This is a genomic window from Streptomyces exfoliatus, from assembly GCF_000725545.1.
Classification (GTDB): Bacteria; Actinomycetota; Actinomycetes; order Streptomycetales; family Streptomycetaceae; genus Streptomyces; species Streptomyces exfoliatus.
Window position 1 is genome coordinate 24,734 of record NZ_JNZP01000032.1, and the last position, 16,120, is coordinate 40,853.

A 16,120-nucleotide genomic window follows, 5' to 3' on the forward strand; every position below is an offset into this window, starting at 1 on the left:
CAGGCTCCGTACGACATCACGGTCCGAGATGGACCGGCCATCCAACCCCGCCCACGTACGCCTGTGCAAATTCGGCGGGTTTCCTCCGCCACTTCGGAAACGGTTCGGCGAAGCTTCCTGTGCGGAGGGTCACGGAACGGGCACCCGGCTTGACGTGTCACTGCCCTCGGGCAGACTTGGCCAGTAAATTCCGGATCAACGCCGCCACGCGCGCGTAGGGGGAAGCACAGATGAGCCAGGACGGCGCACAGGGCCGCTATGCGGGCGGTTCGGTCGCGGGCGGCCGGTACCAGCTGCGCGACCTACTCGGCGAGGGCGGCATGGCGTCGGTGTACCTGGCCTACGACAGCGCGCTCGACCGGCAGGTCGCCATCAAGACGCTGCACACCGAGCTCGGCCGGGAACAGTCCTTCCGCGAGCGCTTCCGGCGCGAGGCGCAGGCGGTCGCGAAGCTGTCGCACACCAACATCGTCTCGGTCTTCGACACCGGCGAGGACACCCTCGACGGCGCCGTCATGCCGTACATCGTCATGGAGTACGTGGAGGGGCAGCCGCTCGGCTCGGTCCTCGCGGCGGACGTGCGGCAGTACGGCGCGATGCCGGCCGACAAGGCGCTGAAGGTCACGGCCGACGTGCTCGCCGCCCTCGAGGTCAGCCACGAGATGGGCCTGGTCCACCGCGACATCAAGCCCGGCAACGTGATGACGACCAAGCGCGGCGTGGTCAAGGTCATGGACTTCGGCATCGCGCGGGCCATGCAGTCCGGGGTCACGTCGATGACGCAGACCGGCATGGTCGTCGGCACCCCCCAGTACCTCTCCCCCGAGCAGGCCCTCGGGCGCGCGGTGGACGCCCGGTCCGACCTCTACTCGGTCGGCATCATGCTGTTCCAGCTGCTCACCGGCCGTCTTCCCTTCGACGCCGACTCCCCGCTGGCCATCGCGTACGCGCACGTGCAGGAGGAGCCGGTCGCCCCGTCCACCGTCAACCGGGCGGTGACACCGGCGATGGACGCGCTCGTCGCCCGCGCGCTGCGAAAGAACCCGAACGAGCGGTTCCCGAGCGCGGCGGCGATGCGCGACGAGTGCCTGCGGGTGCTCTCGGCCGGTCAGACCGGCGCCCCGGTGATCGTGCAGGGCGGCCCGGTCACCAGCGGCGCGGGCGTCGGATCCGCGGTGTTCCCGCCCGTCGGCCAGACGCCGCCGCCGACCCCGCAGCCCGGCCCGCACGGCGTGCAGCAGCCCTACCAGCCGGGACCGTACGGCCCCGCGACCCCCGCGCCCGCCCCGTCGTACGGCTACCCGCAGCAGGCGCCGAACCCCGTGTCGGCGTACCAGACCCCGGCTCCCGCGCCGGCGCAGTACCAGACCCCGGCGCCCGCGCCGTACGCCCCGGCGCACACGCCCGCCCCGACCGGCGGCGGCTCCCGGCGGAACACGCCGGTGCTGGTGGGCGCGATCGTCGTCGCCCTGCTCACGATCGGCGGCGTCTTCCTGGTCGTCAACCAGAAGGAGGACGACCCGAAGGCGGGCGGCACGGGGGGCACCGGCGGCACGACCACGGAGACCCAGACGGCGGCCCCCGGCCACAAGGGCCCGGATCTGACCAAGACCATCGACCCGAAGAAGTGCACGCAGCCGACGGAGTCGAACGACGACCCGGAGAAGTTCGAGGTCCCGAACTTCACCTACAAGAACATCCAGTCGGTGAAGGACTGCGTCCAGGCGGCCGGGTGGAAGATCATGACCCAGACCCCGGTGGACGAGGCGACGTACGGCGAGGGCACGGTCCTGCAGCAGTACCCGCCGGCGGGTGAGGACATCACCGACAAGGACGCCGAGTTCACCCTCAGCATCTCCACGGGAAACCCGCCGCAGTAGGCCGGACGCCCGCCCGGGCCTTCGTCCTCCCCTCCCGCCTACGCCTGCCGCCACCGTCCCGGATGCCGGAAATCTCCCGTCATGTGACGCTGAGTCGACCAGTCGGCGCCTCGGTACGGGAGGGGGTCACCCGGTGACTCCAGCATTCCGCAGGGCACGGGCGCGGGCTCTCAGCCCCGCGCTCACCTGCGTGTTCGCCTGCGCGTGCGCCCTGTACGCCGCGCCCCCCGGCTACGGGGAGAGCCTGGCGTACGGGGCGGAGGCGCCCGCCACGTCGGTGGGCACCACGGCGCCGCCGCCCCCGGCCGGCACCACCCCGGCGGCCCCCTCCTCGACGCCTCCCGCGTCACCCTCGGCGTCCCCCTCCTCCGGCGCGCCGTCCGCGACCGCCACCCGCTCCGGGACGCCCTCCGCCACCCGCCCCGGCACGCCCTCGGGCTCCGCTTCTCCCGGGCGAACCGGGGTCGCCGGTACGCCTCCGCCCCCGGCGCCCGCGCCGACCGGCACCGGGGCACCCACCGCGTCCGCGTCGACCGCCGGGCCCAGCGACGCCCCCGCCCCCAGCGGCTCCGCCTCCCTGGCCGGGCGGCCGGCGGGTGAGGGGCGGCCCCGACCCGGCCGCTCCGTGCCGCCCAGCCCGTCCGCGACCGCCACGGAGACCGCCGTCGACGCCCCTCGTACCGAAACGGCAACAGAACCGGGCGCCCAGGAGGTCGAAGGGGGCGAGGCCGAAGCGGTACGCGAGGAGGACCCGGTCGTGACGGAGGCGGTGCCCGCCAGCCGGCCCGCCGCCGCGCCGCGCATGGCGGCGGAAGCGACGCCGCCCCTCGTCGACCAGCGGATTCCCGTCCTCACCTTGGGGGTGGGGCTGTCCCTGATGGGGCTCGGGATCGGTTTCCTCGGGGTGCGGATGCGCCGCCGCTGAGCCGTTCGGCGCGCCCGGGTCCCCCTTGAGGCGGACCCCCCGCTTCCGTCTCAGGGCGGTTGTCGGCTCGGGCATACCCGGTATACATACTGAGTATGTCGATCCGCCACGGGCTCCTCGCCCTCCTCGAACGCGGCCCTCGGTACGGTTCCCAGCTCCGTACGGAGTTCGAGTCCCGCACCGGTTCCACCTGGCCGCTCAACGTCGGCCAGGTCTACACGACCCTCAGCCGGCTGGAGCGCGACGGCATGGTCGCCCAGGGCGGCGAGGACGCGGCCGGGCACGCGCTCTACGCGATCACCGACAGCGGTCGCGCCGAGCTCAAGGCCTGGTTCGAGAAGCCGGTCGACCGCACCAGCCCCGCCCGTGACGAGCTGGCCATCAAGCTCGCCATGGCCGTCGGCGCCCCCGGCGTCGACATCCGCGACGTCATCCAGTCCCAGCGCCACCACACCGTGAAGGCGATGCAGGACTACACCCGCCTGAAGGCCCAGGCGCTCGTCGCCGTCGAGAACGGCGGCGCACAGGAGCGGGACGACGTGGCCTGGCTGCTCGTCCTGGAGCAGCTGATCTTCCAGACCGAGGCCGAGGCGCGCTGGCTCGACCACTGCGAGTCCCGGCTGATCCGCCTGTCCGCGACAGCCGCGAGGACCACGGCGACCACGGCGACCTCGACGGCCACGGACGCCCGGAGCACACCGGCCGCGCCTGCCCCAGCCACGCCCGCCCCGACCACACCACCCGCGGCCGGGGCGCGCTGACCGCACGCCGGCGCCCACCCCGTACCGCTCTCGCACCACCTTCCACCGCTCGATCCCGGACCCGGCCGACCGCCGGGTGCGTCCAAGGGGGACCCCTCATGTCCGCACAGCAGCCCGTGCTGCAACTCCAGAACCTGGCCCGCGTCCACGGCGCGGGCGCCACCGAGGTGCACGCCCTGCGCGGCATCGACCTCGCCGTGTACCCCGGTGAACTCGTCGCCGTCATGGGCCCCTCCGGCTCCGGCAAGTCCACGCTCCTGACCATCGCGGGCGGCCTCGACACCCCCACCTCGGGCCGGGTGATCGTCGAGGACACCGACATCACCACCGCGAGCGTCAAGGAACTGGCCGCCCTGCGCCGCCGCAGCATCGGCTACGTCTTCCAGGACTACAACCTCATCCCGGCCCTGACCGCCGCCGAGAACGTGGCCCTCCCCCGTGAGCTCGACGGGACCTCCGCCCGCAAGGCGCGCGTCGAAGCCCTCACGGCACTGGAGGAGATGGGACTCGGCCACCTCGCCGACCGCTTCCCCGACGAGATGTCCGGCGGCCAGCAGCAGCGGGTCGCCATCGCCCGCGCCCTGGTCGGCGACCGACGGCTCGTCCTCGCCGACGAGCCGACCGGCGCCCTCGACTCCGAGACCGGCGAGTCCGTGCTCGCCCTGCTCCGTTCCCGCTGCGACGCGGGTGCCGCCGGAGTCCTCGTCACCCATGAGCCGCGGTTCGCCGCCTGGGCGGACCGGGTCGTGTTCCTGCGGGACGGCGCGATCGTCGATCAGACCGTACGCAACGACGCCGAGTCCCTGCTGTCGGGCCAGGTGGCCGAAGCGTGAAGACCTGGCTCCACTCCTGGCGGGCCGCGATCCGCATCGCCCGTCGCGACGCCTGGCGTTCCAAGGGCCGCAGCGCCCTCGTCCTGGCGATGATCGCCCTGCCCATCCTGGGCGTCAGCGGCCTCGATCTGACCTACCGCAGCTCCGAACTCTCCCCCGCCGAACGGGTGGAGCGGTCGATGGGCGCGGCCGACGCGATATTCAGGGACGCCCAGGTCGAGGGCGTTCCGATCCTGCAGGACCCGCTGGGCGAGATGCACACGCCGGCCAAGGACTACAAGGACCAGGCGTGGCCGAACGGCCGCACCGACGTCACCAAGGCGATCCCGGCGGGTTCCACGGTCCTCACGGACCGCTCCGGTCCGGCCAAGCTGACCACGGCCCACGGTCTGCTCACGACCGACGTCCGTGAGCTGAAGGCGTCCGACCCGATCACCCGCGGCATCACGACCCTCCTCTCGGGGCGTTACCCGGAGAAGTCCGACGAGGTCATGGCGACCTCGCAATTCCTGGAGGTCAGCGGTCTGTCGGTCGGATCGACCCTTTCCGCCCGCAACTTCGACCGTACGTATCGGATCGTCGGCTCCTACGAACTTCCCGACGCGCTCGGCACCGCCCAGGTCAACGCGCTGCCGGGGGCCTTTCTCGCCCCGTACGCGAAAGCGGTCGAGAAGTCCGGTCTGCCCGCCCCCGACAACTCCACCGCGTACCTGGTGAAGAAGTCCGGTGGTTTCACGTGGAACACGGTCCAGCAGATCAACACCAAGGGCGTTGCGGTCACTTCCCGTGCCGTCCTCCTCGACCCGCCCGCCGAGTCCGAGGTGCCGCTGTACGCGAAGGAGGGCTGGGGAGCCTGGGACTCCAGCCCGGGGGCCGACGCCGCCGAACTCGCCGCCGTCGGCACCGTCGTCGGCCTGGCCATGCTGGAGATCTGTCTCCTCGCCGGACCCGCCTTCGCGGTCGGCGCCCGCCGCTCGCGCCGCCAGCTCGGTCTGGTCGGGGCCAACGGCGGCGCCCGCAGCCACATCCGCGCCATCGTGCTGAGCGGTGGCCTCGTCATCGGCGTGGCCGCGGCCGTCATCGGCACGGTCCTCGCCGTGGTCCTCACGCTGGCGCTGCAGCCGGTCCTCGAGGACATGATGAAGCAGCGGTTCGGCGCCTTCGACGTCCGGCCGCTCGAACTCCTCGGCATCGCGCTGCTCGCCGTCCTGACCGGTCTGCTCGCCGCCATCGTCCCGGCGGTGACCGCCTCCCGGCAGACCGTCCTCGCCTCCCTCACGGGGCGGCGCGGTGTCCGTCGCAGCAGCCGCGTCCTGCCCCTGATCGGCCTCGCGTCCGTCCTCCTGGGCGGCGCGATCGCACTCTTCGGCTCGATCGTCACCGAGTCGTTCGTCATCGTGGCGGGCGGATCCGCCATCGCCGAGCTGGGTGTCGTCGCCATGACCCCGGCCCTGGTGGGGCTCTTCGGCCGGACCGGACGCTGGCTGCCGCTCTCGCCGCGGCTCGCGCTCCGGGACGCCGTCCGGAACCGGGGGCGTACGGCACCCGCCGTCGCCGCCGTCCTCGCCGCCGTCGCGGGCACGGTCGCCGTCTCCACCTTCATGGCCAGCAGCGAGGCACAGAACAGGGCCGCCTACGAGGCCCGTCTGCCGCACGGAGCGGTCTCCACCTTCGTCATGGAGGAGGGCGGCCGGGACGTCCCCGCGGTCCGCGAGGCGGTCCAGCGCTACCTCCCCGTCGACGTCCGCGCCGACGTCGAGCGGGTCTCGGTCGGCAAGCCCGGCTGCGACCCCTGGGGCGGCGGCGGCCAGGACTGCGGCCGCTACGAGGTCGTGCTTCCCAAGGCGAACGAGTGCCCGCTGTACGCCACCGCCCTGCCCGGCGCCGGCGACCCCAGCGAGAAGTACACCCCCGACCAGCGACGGAAGATGATCACCGAGGACTGGCGCTGCGCCCAGTCCTCCGGCGGCGGCTGGGTCTCCGTCGACGGCGGCCTGCTCGTCGGTGACGCGAAGGTCCTCCAGGTCCTCGGCGTCGACGACCCGGGGGCCGTGAAGGCCCTCGCCGAGGGGAAGATCGTCTCCTTCTCCCGGGCCGCGATCGACAAGAACGGCACCGTCGGGATCAAGCAGGTCACCGACATCGCCGCCGCCGACAAGGCCATGGAGAAGGGCCTGCCCGCACCCGGGAAGGTCAGCTCCGTCCCCGCCTACCTGGTGCCCGAGGGGCAGGAGTCCTACGGCGTCCGACTGCTGATGACCCCGGCCACCGCGAAGGCCGCCGGTCTCGCCACCCTGCCGGCGGGTGCGTACTTCAGCACCGAGCGGATGCCGGGCACCGAGGAGCGCCAGAAGCTGGACGGCGAGCTCGCCAAGCTCGGCAGCAATGTCGACCTGCACGTGGAGCAGGGCTTCGTCAACGACGACAGCCTCTTCGTGATCGCGCTGGCCGTCTTCGCCGGCCTCGTCACGATCGGCGCCGCAGGCATCGCGACCGGTCTCGCCCAGGCCGACGCGGAGGCCGACCTGAAGACGCTCGCGGCCGTAGGCGCCCCGCCCCGGGTCCGCCGTACGCTCAGCGGCTTCCAGTGCGGAGTCGTCGCGGCGATGGGCGTGATCCTCGGATCGGCGGCCGGCGTGCTGCCGGCGATCGGGCTCCGGCTCACCGAGGAGCGCGAGGCGATCGGATACTACGAGGAGGCGATCCGCCAGGGCTGGGACAACGGCCTGTCGGGCCCGCCGTACGTCCCGATCGTCATCCCCTGGGAGACGCTCGCGGGCCTGCTCGTCGCCGTACCGCTGGGTGCCGCCCTGCTCGCCGCCCTGGTGACCCGCTCGCGCGGCGCGCTGGCCCGGCGCGCGGCGACCTGACGTTCTTCGTTGCCGTCCTGTGCCCCTGTACGAGGGTGGATCACCCTCGTACAGGGGCACACCGTGTGATGACGCGTATGTACGAGAGAATGGCGGCATGGAGATGCCGAGGAATGACAGGTCGCAGGAGAGCCCCCAGGTCCTCATCGTGGGACAGGACGGGATGGCACTCGGCGGCGTTCAGGGCGACGACGAACCCCGCGAGGTCCCGGTGACGGAAATGGTCGAGCAGCCTGCGAAGGTCATGCGGATCGGCAGCATGATCAAGCAGCTCCTGGAGGAAGTACGCGCGGCACCTCTCGACGAGGCCAGCCGGGTCAGGCTCAAGGACATCCACGCCAGCTCCGTGAAGGAACTCGAGGACGGGCTCGCGCCCGAGCTGGTCGAGGAACTGGAGCGTCTCTCCCTGCCGTTCACGGACGAGGCGATCCCCTCCGAGGCGGAGCTGCGCATCGCGCAGGCGCAGTTGGTGGGCTGGCTGGAGGGCCTCTTCCACGGTATCCAGACGGCGCTGTTCGCCCAGCAGATGGCGGCTCGCGCGCAGTTGGAGCAGATGCGCAGGGCGCTGCCGCCGGGTGCGTCGCACGACGATGACGACGACGACCGCGGCAACGGTCACGCGATCCGCTCGGGGCCGTACCTGTAGGACGTCACCCCGCGAGACGAGAGGGGCCCGGCACATGGGTGCCGGGCCCCTCCCTCGTATGCCTAGGGGGCGAGCAGCAGGACCTTGCCGACGTGGGTACCGGATTCCAGGGCTCGGTGGCCCTCGGCGGCGTCCGTCAGCGGCACCGTCCGGTCGACGACCGGCCGGACCGTGCCCGCGGCGACCAACGGCCAGACGTGTTCCCGGACGGCGGCGACGATCGCCGCCTTCTCGTGCTCCGGGCGGGACCGCAGCGTCGTGGCGAGCACGGCGGCGCGCTTCGCGAGGAGCGCCCCGAGGTTCAGCTCGCCCTTCACGCCGCCCTGGAGACCGATGATGACAAGGCGGCCGTTCACGGCCAGCGCCTTCACGTTCCGCTCCAGGTACTTGGCGCCGACGATGTCCAGGATGACGTCCGCACCCGCCCCGTCGGTCGCCTTGTGCAGCTCCTCGACGAAGTCCTGCTCGCGGTAGTCGATGAGGATGTCCGCGCCGAGACCGGCGCAGCGCGCCAGCTTCTCGGGGCCCCCGGCGGTGACCGCGACCCGCGCCCCGACCGCCTTCGCCAGCTGGATCGCCATCGTGCCGATCCCGCTCGCGCCGCCGTGCACGAGCAGCGTCTCGCCCGGCCGCAGGTGCGCGATCATGAAGATGTTGGACCAGACCGTGCAGGCCACCTCGGGAAGCGCCGCGGCCGTGGCCAGGTCGACGCCCTCCGGAACGGGGAGCAGCTGGCCGGCCGGGACGACGACCTTCTCCGCGTAACCGCCGCCGGCGAGCAGTGCGCACACCTCGTCGCCGACGGACCAGCCGGACACCCCGGGGCCGAGGGCGGCGATCCGGCCCGAGCACTCCAGGCCGGGGTACGGGGAGCTGCCGGGCGGCGGGTCGTAGAAGCCCTGGCGCTGGAGCAGATCGGCGCGGTTCACGGCGCTCGCCACCACCTCGACGAGCACCTCGCCCTCGCCGGGTACGGGATCGGGCACCTCGGCCCAGACGAGGGCCTCGGGGCCACCGGGTTCCGGAATCGTGATCGCATACATGGCGGCGAGGCTACTCCCGCCGCCACATCGCGGCCCGGTGCCGGGTACTCAGTCCTGCGGCGGCGTGGTGAGCGGGGTGACGGCGGCGGCGCGCACGATGGTGATCACCCGGTCGGTGAGCTGGAGCGGGCTGGCCGCGGGGTCGTCGTAGCCGAGCAGCCGGTGGCCCCGGAGCACGCTGACCACCAGGTCGCCGGTCTCCCGCACGCTCTTGCCGACCTCGCTCTTGGTGACCGGGCGCTCCACCAGGTCCAGGCCGGAGCCCTGCTGGATGAGGTCCTCCATCACCGTGCCGGCGCTGGGGCTCAGCACGGAGAGGCCGAGCAGACGCCCGGCGGCGCTGGCGCTGGTGATGACCGCGTCCGCACCGGACTGGCGCAGCAGCGGCGCGTTCTCCTCCTCGCGGACGGCGGCGACGATCTTCGCGCCCCGGTTGAGCTGGCGGGCCGTGAGGGTGACCAGGACCGCCGTGTCGTCGCGCTGGGTGGCGATGACGATCTGCCGGGCCCGCTGCACCTCGGCGCGGAGCAGCACGTCGCTGCGGGTCGCGTCGCCGATGACGCCGACGAATCCGTCCGCGTTCGCCGTCTCGATCACCTTGTTGGAGGGGTCGACGATGACGATCTGGTCCTTGCTCAGCCCGGTCGAGCAGAGGGTCTGGATCGCGGACCGCCCCTTGGTGCCGAATCCGACGATGACGGTGTGGTCGCGCAAGGTGGACCTCCAGCGGTTCAGCCGGAACTCCTCGCGGGTCCGCTCGGTGAGGACTTCGAGGGTGGTGCCGACCAGGATGATCAGAAACAGCACGCGCAGGGGCGTGACCAGCAGGATGTTGGCGAGCCGCGCCGTGTCGCTGTACGGCACGATGTCGCCGTATCCGGTGGTGGAGAGCGTGACGGTCGCGTAGTAGGCGCAGTCGAGGAAGTCGAGCGTCCCGTTGGCGTTGTCGTGGTAGCCGTCACGGTCGACGTAGACGATGAGGACGGTCAGGAGGAGCACGCCGAGCGCCATGAGCAGCCGCTTGCCGACCTGGCGCAGCGGCCGCTCGATCACCCGGCGGGGCAGGCTGACCCGGGGGCCGCTGATCCGCTCGTCCGCGTGGCGTGCCATCACGTCACGACTGGGAAGTTTCACGTGAAACACGCTCCTTGGGCCGGTACGGCCCCCTCTGCCGCCGGCCAGGGAAGGTCGAGGACATCCAGCTCCTGGCCGGGACGTGCTCCGCCCGGCGGGACGACGGCCAGGCCGTCCGCGGCGGCGATGCCCCGGAGCATGGCAGGTCCGTTGTAACGCAGGGGTACGGCCCGTCCGCCGCGGCGGACGACGGGGACGAGCCGCGTGTCGTGCGGATGCCCGTGCACCTCGTCCTGGACGGGTACGCGGGCGACCTCGTTCCCGGCCCCCGACCCGGACCCCGACCCGGACGCGGACCCGGCTCCGACTCCGGCTCCGGCGAGGGCCGTGAGCAGGGGCTCGGCGAGGGTGAGGAGGCCGGAGACGGCGGCGAGCGGGTTGCCGGGGAGCCCGACGAGATGCCGGACTGGGCCGGTTCCGGTGGGCTCGGCGTCGAGGCGGGCGAGCAGCATCGGGTGGCCGGGCCGGACCTTCACCCCGTCGACCAGGAGGGTGGCTCCGGCCCTGTCGAGCACGCCGTGGACATGGTCCACGGGCCCGGCGGCGGTCCCGCCGGTCGTGACGACGAGGTCGGCGCCGGAGCCGGTGACGGCGGCGTACAGCTCTTCGGCGTCGTCGCCGATCCGCCGGGTGGCGAGGACATCGGCGCCGAGCGCCGTCAGCCAGGGGCCGAGCATCGGGCCGAGGGCGTCGCGGATGAGCCCGTCGTGGGGGAGTCCCGCCGTGAGCAGTTCGTCGCCGAGGACCAGAATCTCCACCCGGGGCCGGCACGGTACGGGCAGCTCGTCGTAGCCGGCGGCGGCGGCGAGGCCCAGGACGGCGGGGGTCACACGGGTGCCCGGCGGAAGCAGCTCGTCGCCGGAGCGGCACTCCTGTCCCCGGGGACGGATGTCCTGCCCGGGTACCACCTCGCGCAGGGCGTGCAGCAGGGTGGCGCCGCTCACCGCACCCGTTCCTCCCTGCGCGGTCCGGGAGTGCTCGGTACGCACGACGGCGGTGGTCCCGACGGGGACGGGGGCTCCGGTGGCGATCCGCACGGCCTCGCCGGCGGCCGGTACGGCGGCGGGCGCGTGACCGGCGAGCACGGCGCCGTCCTCGCGAACGATCCACGGACCCGGCCCGGCGACCGCCCAGCCGTCCATGGCGGAGGTGTCGAAGGGCGGCAGGTCGGTGAGGGCGAGGAGCGGCCCGGCGAGGACCTGTCCGAGCGCCTGGCCGAGCGGAACGCCCAGCGGCGCCCGTCCGGCCCGTGCGTCCGCGCCGGCGCGGACGGCGACGGCCCGCGCCTCCGGCCACGCGGTCGCCCGGTGCGGCTGTCCGTCCCGCGCGTCGGCCGCTGTTCCCGGGGCCACCGGGAGGGGATCCTTCAGGTTCATCCGGCCTCGTCCTGCTCGGCCGCCCAGCGCTGGGCGAGCGCGGCGGCCTTGCGGGCGGCCTCGGCGACCGCCTCCGGACCGCCCTCGGCGCCCGCGCGTGCCGCCGCGTATCCGACCAGGAAGGTGGTCAGGGGCGCGGCGGGGCGGGCCACCCCGTGGGCGGCGTCACGGGCCAGATCGAGCAGCACGTCGGTGTCGACGTCCAGCTCGATGCCCAGTTCGTCCTTGACTGCGGTGATCCATTCATCCAGCACGGTTCCATGCTCCCTGATGCGCGCCCGGGCCGTGGCGATGTCCTCCCAGGTGTCGCAGTCGAAGGAGGCGAGCGGCCCGGCGGCGAGCCGGACGGGGCGGAGCACCTGGGTGAGGTGGCGCAACGGCATGTGGGCCAGGCCGCGGTGATCCTGCGTGAGTCGGCGCAGTTCCCGTCGCAGCGGCTCGGTCCGGTACGCGGCGACCAGCGGCTGGTCCCGTCCTTCACTGTCGGCGAGGAGGGCGACGTCCGCCTCGGGTGTCTCGTCGAGCGCCGCGAGGAGGCGCCGGACGGTGTCCCGGTCCAGGAAGGGCAGGTCGGCGGAGAGGACGAGGAGGGCGGCGGCGTCCGTCTCCCGGACTCCGGCGTCGAGCGCGGCCACCGGTCCGCCGCCGGGCGGCTCCTCCCGGGTCCAGCGGACAGGACGGAGCGTGGGGCGCGGATCGCCGACGACCACGGTGAGGCCCGCGTCGGGGCAGGCCGCGAGGACCCGGTCGAGGAGGGTCCGTCCTCCGACGCGTACCGCGGGCTTGTCGGATCCGCCGAGGCGCCGGGCGGCGCCTCCGGCGAGCACGACGGCGTCGTATGCGGTGGTCATCCCAGCAGTATGGGGCGCGGGGCGCCACGGCCGCGCGCCCCGTCCCATCCAGAGAGACGGTCCGGGCCGCGCGCCGGGGGACGGAGGAGCCGTCCGGGCCGCCGCCGGAGGGGCGGCCCGGGCAGGCATGGGCCGCCGCCGGAGGGACGGACGGGCCGTCAGAGCGTGCGGAGCAGGACCGCGGGCTGCTCGACGCAGTCCGCCACGTACCGCAGGAAGCCTCCGGCCGTGCCGCCGTCGCAGACGCGGTGGTCGAAGGTGAGCGAGAGCTGCACCACCTGACGGACGGCCAATTCGCCCTGGTGGACCCAGGGCTTGGGGATGATCCGGCCGACACCGAGCATGGCGGCCTCGGGGTGGTTGATGATCGGCGTGGATCCGTCGACCCCGAACACCCCGTAGTTGTTCAGGGTGAACGTGCCGCCCGTCAGATCGGCCGGAGTCAGCGCCGACTGCCGGGAGGCCTCCGTCAGTCGGGCGAACTCCGCGGTGAGCGACTCGGCCGTGCGCGTCCCCGCGTCCTTGACCACGGGCACGACGAGCCCGCGCGGGGTCTGGGCCGCGAAGCCGAGGTGCACGGACGGCAGCCGGACGATCTCCCGGGCGGCGGTGTCCACGGTGGAGTTGAGCTCGGGGAACCGGGCCAGGGCATGGACGCAGATCCGGGCGAGGAGCGCGAGCAGCGAGATCTTCGGCCCGCCCGCCGCGTTCATCGCCGCGCGCGCGGCCATCAGCTCGGTCGCGTCCGCGTCCACCCAGCAGGTCGCGTCCGGGATCTCCGTGCGGCTGCGTGACAGCTTGTCCGCCACGGCGCCGCGGACGCCGCGCAGCGGGATCCGCTCACCGGCCGGAGCGGGGCCCGAGGGCGCGGGGGTGGCGACGGGCGCGGGCGCGGGCACCTGCGCCGCCGCCGGACGATCCAGGGCGGCGAGGGCCAGCTCCACATCGGCCCGCAGGATCAGCCCCTCGGGCCCCGATCCGCGGACCTCCCGCAGATCGAGCCCCCGGTCCCTGGCCAGCTTCCGTACGAGCGGCGAGATGACCGGCACCGGGCCCTCGTGACCACCGGAACCCACGGCAACGGGCACCGGAGCGGCCGCCACCGGCACCGGTACGGGCGCGGGAGCGGCGGGGGCGGGCTTCTGCGACACCGCCGGGCTCTCGTGCCGTACCCGACGACGACGGGCGGCGGGCTCCGCCGTGCCGTACCCCACCAGCACGTTGCCCGACTGCTCCGAAGACCCGGAGGAGGCGGACTCCTCGGCGGCGGAGGCGGCCGGGACGGCGGCCCCGGACACCGCCGTGCCACCCCCCACCGCGACCGTCAGGAGCGGCGCGCCGACGGGCAGTTCGGAGCCCTCCTCGCCGTACCGGGCGGTGACGACACCGCCGTACGGACAGGGCACCTCGACCATGGCCTTGGCCGTCTCGACCTCGACGACCGGCTGGTCGATGGCGACGACGTCGCCGACGCTGACCAGCCAGCGGACGATCTCCGCCTCGGTGAGTCCCTCACCGAGGTCGGGCAGCTTGAACTCGAGCACCTGCGCCATCAGCTTCCCGCCTCCCACTGCAGCCGCGCCACCGCGTCGAGCACCCGGTCCACGCCCGGCAGATGGTGGCGCTCCAGCATCGGCGGCGGGTACGGGATGTCGAAGCCCGCGACCCGCAGCACCGGCGCCTCCAGATGATGGAAGCACCGCTCGGTCACGCGCGCGGCGATCTCCGCGCCGGGCCCGCCGAAGCCGGTCGACTCGTGGACCACGACCGCGCGGCCGGTGCGCCGCACCGAGGCGCAGACGGTCTCGTCGTCGAAGGGCACGAGCGAGCGCAGGTCGACGACCTCCAGGTCCCAGCCCTCGGCCTGGGCGGCCTCCGCCGCCTCCAGACAGACCGGCAGCGAGGGGCCGTAGGTGATCAGGGTGGCGCCGGTGCCCTGCCGCCGTACGACGGCCTTGCCGATCGGCTCCACGGGCGCGGGCGCCTCGGGGGACCAGTCGGACTTGGACCAGTAGAGCCGCTTGGGCTCCAGGAAGACCACCGGGTCGTCGGAGGCGATGGCCGCGCGCAGCAGCCCGTAGGCGTCCTCGACCGTGGCCGGGGTGACGACGTGCAGTCCGGGCGTGGCCGTGTAGTAGGCCTCGGAGGAGTCGCTGTGGTGCTCGACGCCGCCGATCCCGCCGCCGTACGGGACACGGATGACGATCGGCATCGGCATCGCGCCGCGCGTCCGGTTCCGCATCTTCGCCACGTGCGAGATCAGTTGCTCGAACGCCGGATAGGCGAACGCGTCGAACTGCATCTCGACGACCGGCCGCAGGCCGTACATCGCCATGCCGACGGCCGCGCCGAGGATGCCGGCCTCGGCCAGCGGGGTGTCCGTGCACCGGTCCTCGCCGAACTCCTTGGCGAGCCCGTCCGTGACCCGGAAGACGCCGCCGAGCGTGCCGACGTCCTCGCCCATCACATGGACGGTCGGGTCCTCGGCCATCGCGTCGCGCATGGCCCGCTGGAGCGCCTGCGCCATCGTGGCCGGCTTGGGCTTTCCGGCGTTCGCGGTGGTCCTGTCCGCCGCGGGTCCGGTGGTCGCCGTCGTCATCACGCCTCACCCTCGGCTTCGAGCTCGGCGCGCAGCTGCGCCGCCTGTTCGCGCAGCTGTGTCGTCTGCTCCGCGTACACGTGGGAGAAGAGGTCCATCGGGTCGAGCACCGGGTCGGCGTTCATCCGTTCGCGCAGCTCCGCGGCCATCGTCTCGGCGGCCTCCGCCGCCGCGCGCCTGCCGTCCTCGTCGAGCAGGCCACGCTCCGTCAGTTCTCTTTCGAGGATCAGGATCGGGTCGTGCGCCCGCCAGGTCTCGACCTCGCCGGCCGCGCGGTAGCGGGTGGCGTCGTCGGCGTTGGTGTGGGCGTCGATCCGGTACGTGATCGCCTCGACCAGGGTGGGGCCGCCGCCGCGCCGGGCGCGGGCCACGGCCTCGGTCAGCACCTGGTGGACGGCGACCGCGTCGTTGCCGTCGACGAGCCGGCCGGGCATCCCGTATCCGACGGCCTTGTGGGCCAGGGAGGGGGCGGCGGTCTGCTTGGCGAGCGGCACGGAGATCGCGAAGCCGTTGTTCTGGACGAAGAAGACCACGGGGGCCTGCCAGACGGCCGCGAAGTTCAGCGCCTCGTGGAAGTCGCCCTCGCTGGTGCCGCCGTCGCCGACCATGGCGAGCGCGACCACGTCGTCGCCCTTGAGCCGGGCGGCGTGGGCCAGGCCCACCGCGTGCGGCAGCTGTGTGGCGAGCGGGGTGCAGAGCGGCGCGATGCGGTGCTCGTGCGGGTCGTACCCGGTGTGCCAGTCGCCGCGCAGCAGCGTCAGCGCCTGGACCGGGTCGAGGCCGCGGGCGACGGCCGCGAGGGTGTCGCGGTACGAGGGGAAGAGCCAGTCCCGCTCCTCCAGGGCGAGGGCGGCGGCGATCTCGCACGCCTCCTGGCCCGTGGTGGACGGGTACACGGCGAGGCGGCCCTGCTTGGTGAGAGCGGTGGCCTGCGTGTTGTACCGGCGGCCGCGGATCAGCTCCGCGTAGAGCCGGAGCAGCAGCGCGGGGTCGGCGTCGGCCACGGCGTCCGTGCCGAGCACGCGCAGCGGCTCGGCGTCTGGCAGCAGCGGGGCGGGATCGGTCCGCGGCTGCCAGGCCGGCGGCGGGGTGGGCCGGTAGGCGGGAACGGCACCGGGCGGCTCTTGGACTGTCGAACTGCGCTGTTGCAACGAGTCCACCTCCTCGTGGGAGCGGGCATAAGACCCGAAGGCGGGTGGCGC

At 73.5% G+C, this 16,120-nt stretch carries 14 protein-coding genes; 6 read left to right on the forward strand and 8 right to left on the reverse strand.

All coding sequences use genetic code 11. The features are described 5' to 3' along the window. Window positions 1-230 precede the first annotated feature (230 nt). A complete protein-coding gene (locus IO20_RS0130000; protein WP_030555729.1) occupies window positions 231-1,880 on the forward strand; it encodes a protein kinase domain-containing protein in 1,650 nt (549 codons plus the stop codon). Window positions 1,881-2,111: 231 nt separating this feature from the next. Here the strand turns inward: IO20_RS0130000 and IO20_RS0130005 are convergent, their stop codons facing one another. Continuing rightward, the gene (locus IO20_RS0130005; protein WP_030555727.1) at window positions 2,112-2,534 is read right to left on the reverse strand and encodes a hypothetical protein; all 423 of its coding nucleotides are present in this window, start codon (window positions 2,532-2,534) and stop codon (window positions 2,112-2,114) included. Window positions 2,535-2,637: 103 nt separating this feature from the next. Between IO20_RS0130005 and IO20_RS40860 the strand changes: the two genes are divergently transcribed. From IO20_RS40860 to IO20_RS0130030, 5 genes are all read left to right on the forward strand, one after another. Beyond that, complete coding sequence (locus tag IO20_RS40860; protein ID WP_169749558.1) at window positions 2,638-2,805, forward strand: hypothetical protein; 168 nt, start codon at window positions 2,638-2,640, stop codon at window positions 2,803-2,805. Between the two features lie 95 nt (window positions 2,806-2,900). Next, complete coding sequence (locus tag IO20_RS0130015) at window positions 2,901-3,566, forward strand: PadR family transcriptional regulator (RefSeq protein WP_037636605.1); 666 nt, start codon at window positions 2,901-2,903, stop codon at window positions 3,564-3,566. Window positions 3,567-3,664: 98 nt separating this feature from the next. Beyond that, the gene (locus IO20_RS0130020) at window positions 3,665-4,399 is read left to right on the forward strand and encodes an ABC transporter ATP-binding protein (protein ID WP_030555724.1); all 735 of its coding nucleotides are present in this window, start codon (window positions 3,665-3,667) and stop codon (window positions 4,397-4,399) included. Continuing rightward, window positions 4,396-7,269 (forward strand): ABC transporter permease, encoded by a 2,874-nt coding sequence (locus tag IO20_RS0130025; RefSeq protein WP_030555722.1) that lies wholly within the window; start codon window positions 4,396-4,398, stop codon window positions 7,267-7,269. The genes IO20_RS0130020 and IO20_RS0130025 overlap by 4 nt, the downstream gene beginning before the upstream one ends. A gap of 97 nt (window positions 7,270-7,366) precedes the next feature. Continuing rightward, window positions 7,367-7,915 carry a bacterial proteasome activator family protein gene (locus tag IO20_RS0130030; RefSeq protein ID WP_030210302.1) on the forward strand — a complete coding sequence of 183 codons (549 nt, stop codon included), beginning with the start codon at window positions 7,367-7,369 and terminating at the stop codon, window positions 7,913-7,915. 62 nt (window positions 7,916-7,977) lie between these two features. Here IO20_RS0130030 and IO20_RS0130035 read toward each other — a convergent pair whose 3' ends face one another. From IO20_RS0130035 to pdhA, 7 genes are all read right to left on the reverse strand, one after another. Then, window positions 7,978-8,958, reverse strand: a complete 981-nt coding sequence (locus IO20_RS0130035; RefSeq protein WP_030555720.1) for an NAD(P)H-quinone oxidoreductase — start codon at window positions 8,956-8,958, stop codon at window positions 7,978-7,980. A gap of 48 nt (window positions 8,959-9,006) precedes the next feature. Next, window positions 9,007-10,068, reverse strand: a complete 1,062-nt coding sequence (locus IO20_RS0130040; RefSeq protein ID WP_037636607.1) for a potassium channel family protein — start codon at window positions 10,066-10,068, stop codon at window positions 9,007-9,009. A gap of 20 nt (window positions 10,069-10,088) precedes the next feature. Continuing rightward, window positions 10,089-11,468 carry a molybdopterin molybdotransferase MoeA gene (locus IO20_RS0130045; RefSeq protein WP_031127744.1) on the reverse strand — a complete coding sequence of 460 codons (1,380 nt, stop codon included), beginning with the start codon at window positions 11,466-11,468 and terminating at the stop codon, window positions 10,089-10,091. Further along, complete coding sequence (locus tag IO20_RS0130050) at window positions 11,465-12,319, reverse strand: NTP transferase domain-containing protein (RefSeq protein ID WP_030555714.1); 855 nt, start codon at window positions 12,317-12,319, stop codon at window positions 11,465-11,467. Before IO20_RS0130050 ends, IO20_RS0130045 begins: the two co-directional genes overlap by 4 nt. 158 nt (window positions 12,320-12,477) lie before the next feature. Beyond that, window positions 12,478-13,872 carry a dihydrolipoamide acetyltransferase family protein gene (locus IO20_RS0130055; RefSeq protein ID WP_030555712.1) on the reverse strand — a complete coding sequence of 465 codons (1,395 nt, stop codon included), beginning with the start codon at window positions 13,870-13,872 and terminating at the stop codon, window positions 12,478-12,480. After that, window positions 13,872-14,918, reverse strand: coding sequence for an alpha-ketoacid dehydrogenase subunit beta (locus IO20_RS0130060; protein ID WP_030555710.1), 1,047 nt, complete (start codon window positions 14,916-14,918; stop codon window positions 13,872-13,874). Before IO20_RS0130060 ends, IO20_RS0130055 begins: the two co-directional genes overlap by 1 nt. Further along, window positions 14,918-16,078: a pyruvate dehydrogenase (acetyl-transferring) E1 component subunit alpha gene (pdhA, locus tag IO20_RS0130065; RefSeq protein ID WP_030210319.1), complete on the reverse strand. Its 1,161-nt coding sequence runs from the start codon at window positions 16,076-16,078 to the stop codon at window positions 14,918-14,920. Before pdhA ends, IO20_RS0130060 begins: the two co-directional genes overlap by 1 nt. Window positions 16,079-16,120: the final 42 nt, after the last annotated feature.

Coding starts and splice junctions, on each gene's coding strand:
- IO20_RS0130000 (WP_030555729.1), top strand. CDS start 231: ATGAGCCAGGACGGCGCACAGGGCCGCTATGCGGGCGGTTCGGTCGCG.
- IO20_RS0130015 (WP_037636605.1), top strand. CDS start 2,901: ATGTCGATCCGCCACGGGCTCCTCGCCCTCCTCGAACGCGGCCCTCGG.
- IO20_RS0130020 (WP_030555724.1), top strand. CDS start 3,665: ATGTCCGCACAGCAGCCCGTGCTGCAACTCCAGAACCTGGCCCGCGTC.
- IO20_RS0130030 (WP_030210302.1), top strand. CDS start 7,367: ATGGAGATGCCGAGGAATGACAGGTCGCAGGAGAGCCCCCAGGTCCTC.
- IO20_RS0130035 (WP_030555720.1), bottom strand. CDS start 8,958: ATGTATGCGATCACGATTCCGGAACCCGGTGGCCCCGAGGCCCTCGTC.
- IO20_RS0130040 (WP_037636607.1), bottom strand. CDS start 10,068: ATGGCACGCCACGCGGACGAGCGGATCAGCGGCCCCCGGGTCAGCCTG.
- IO20_RS0130045 (WP_031127744.1), bottom strand. CDS start 11,468: ATGAACCTGAAGGATCCCCTCCCGGTGGCCCCGGGAACAGCGGCCGAC.
- IO20_RS0130050 (WP_030555714.1), bottom strand. CDS start 12,319: ATGACCACCGCATACGACGCCGTCGTGCTCGCCGGAGGCGCCGCCCGG.
- IO20_RS0130055 (WP_030555712.1), bottom strand. CDS start 13,872: ATGGCGCAGGTGCTCGAGTTCAAGCTGCCCGACCTCGGTGAGGGACTC.
- IO20_RS0130060 (WP_030555710.1), bottom strand. CDS start 14,918: ATGACGACGGCGACCACCGGACCCGCGGCGGACAGGACCACCGCGAAC.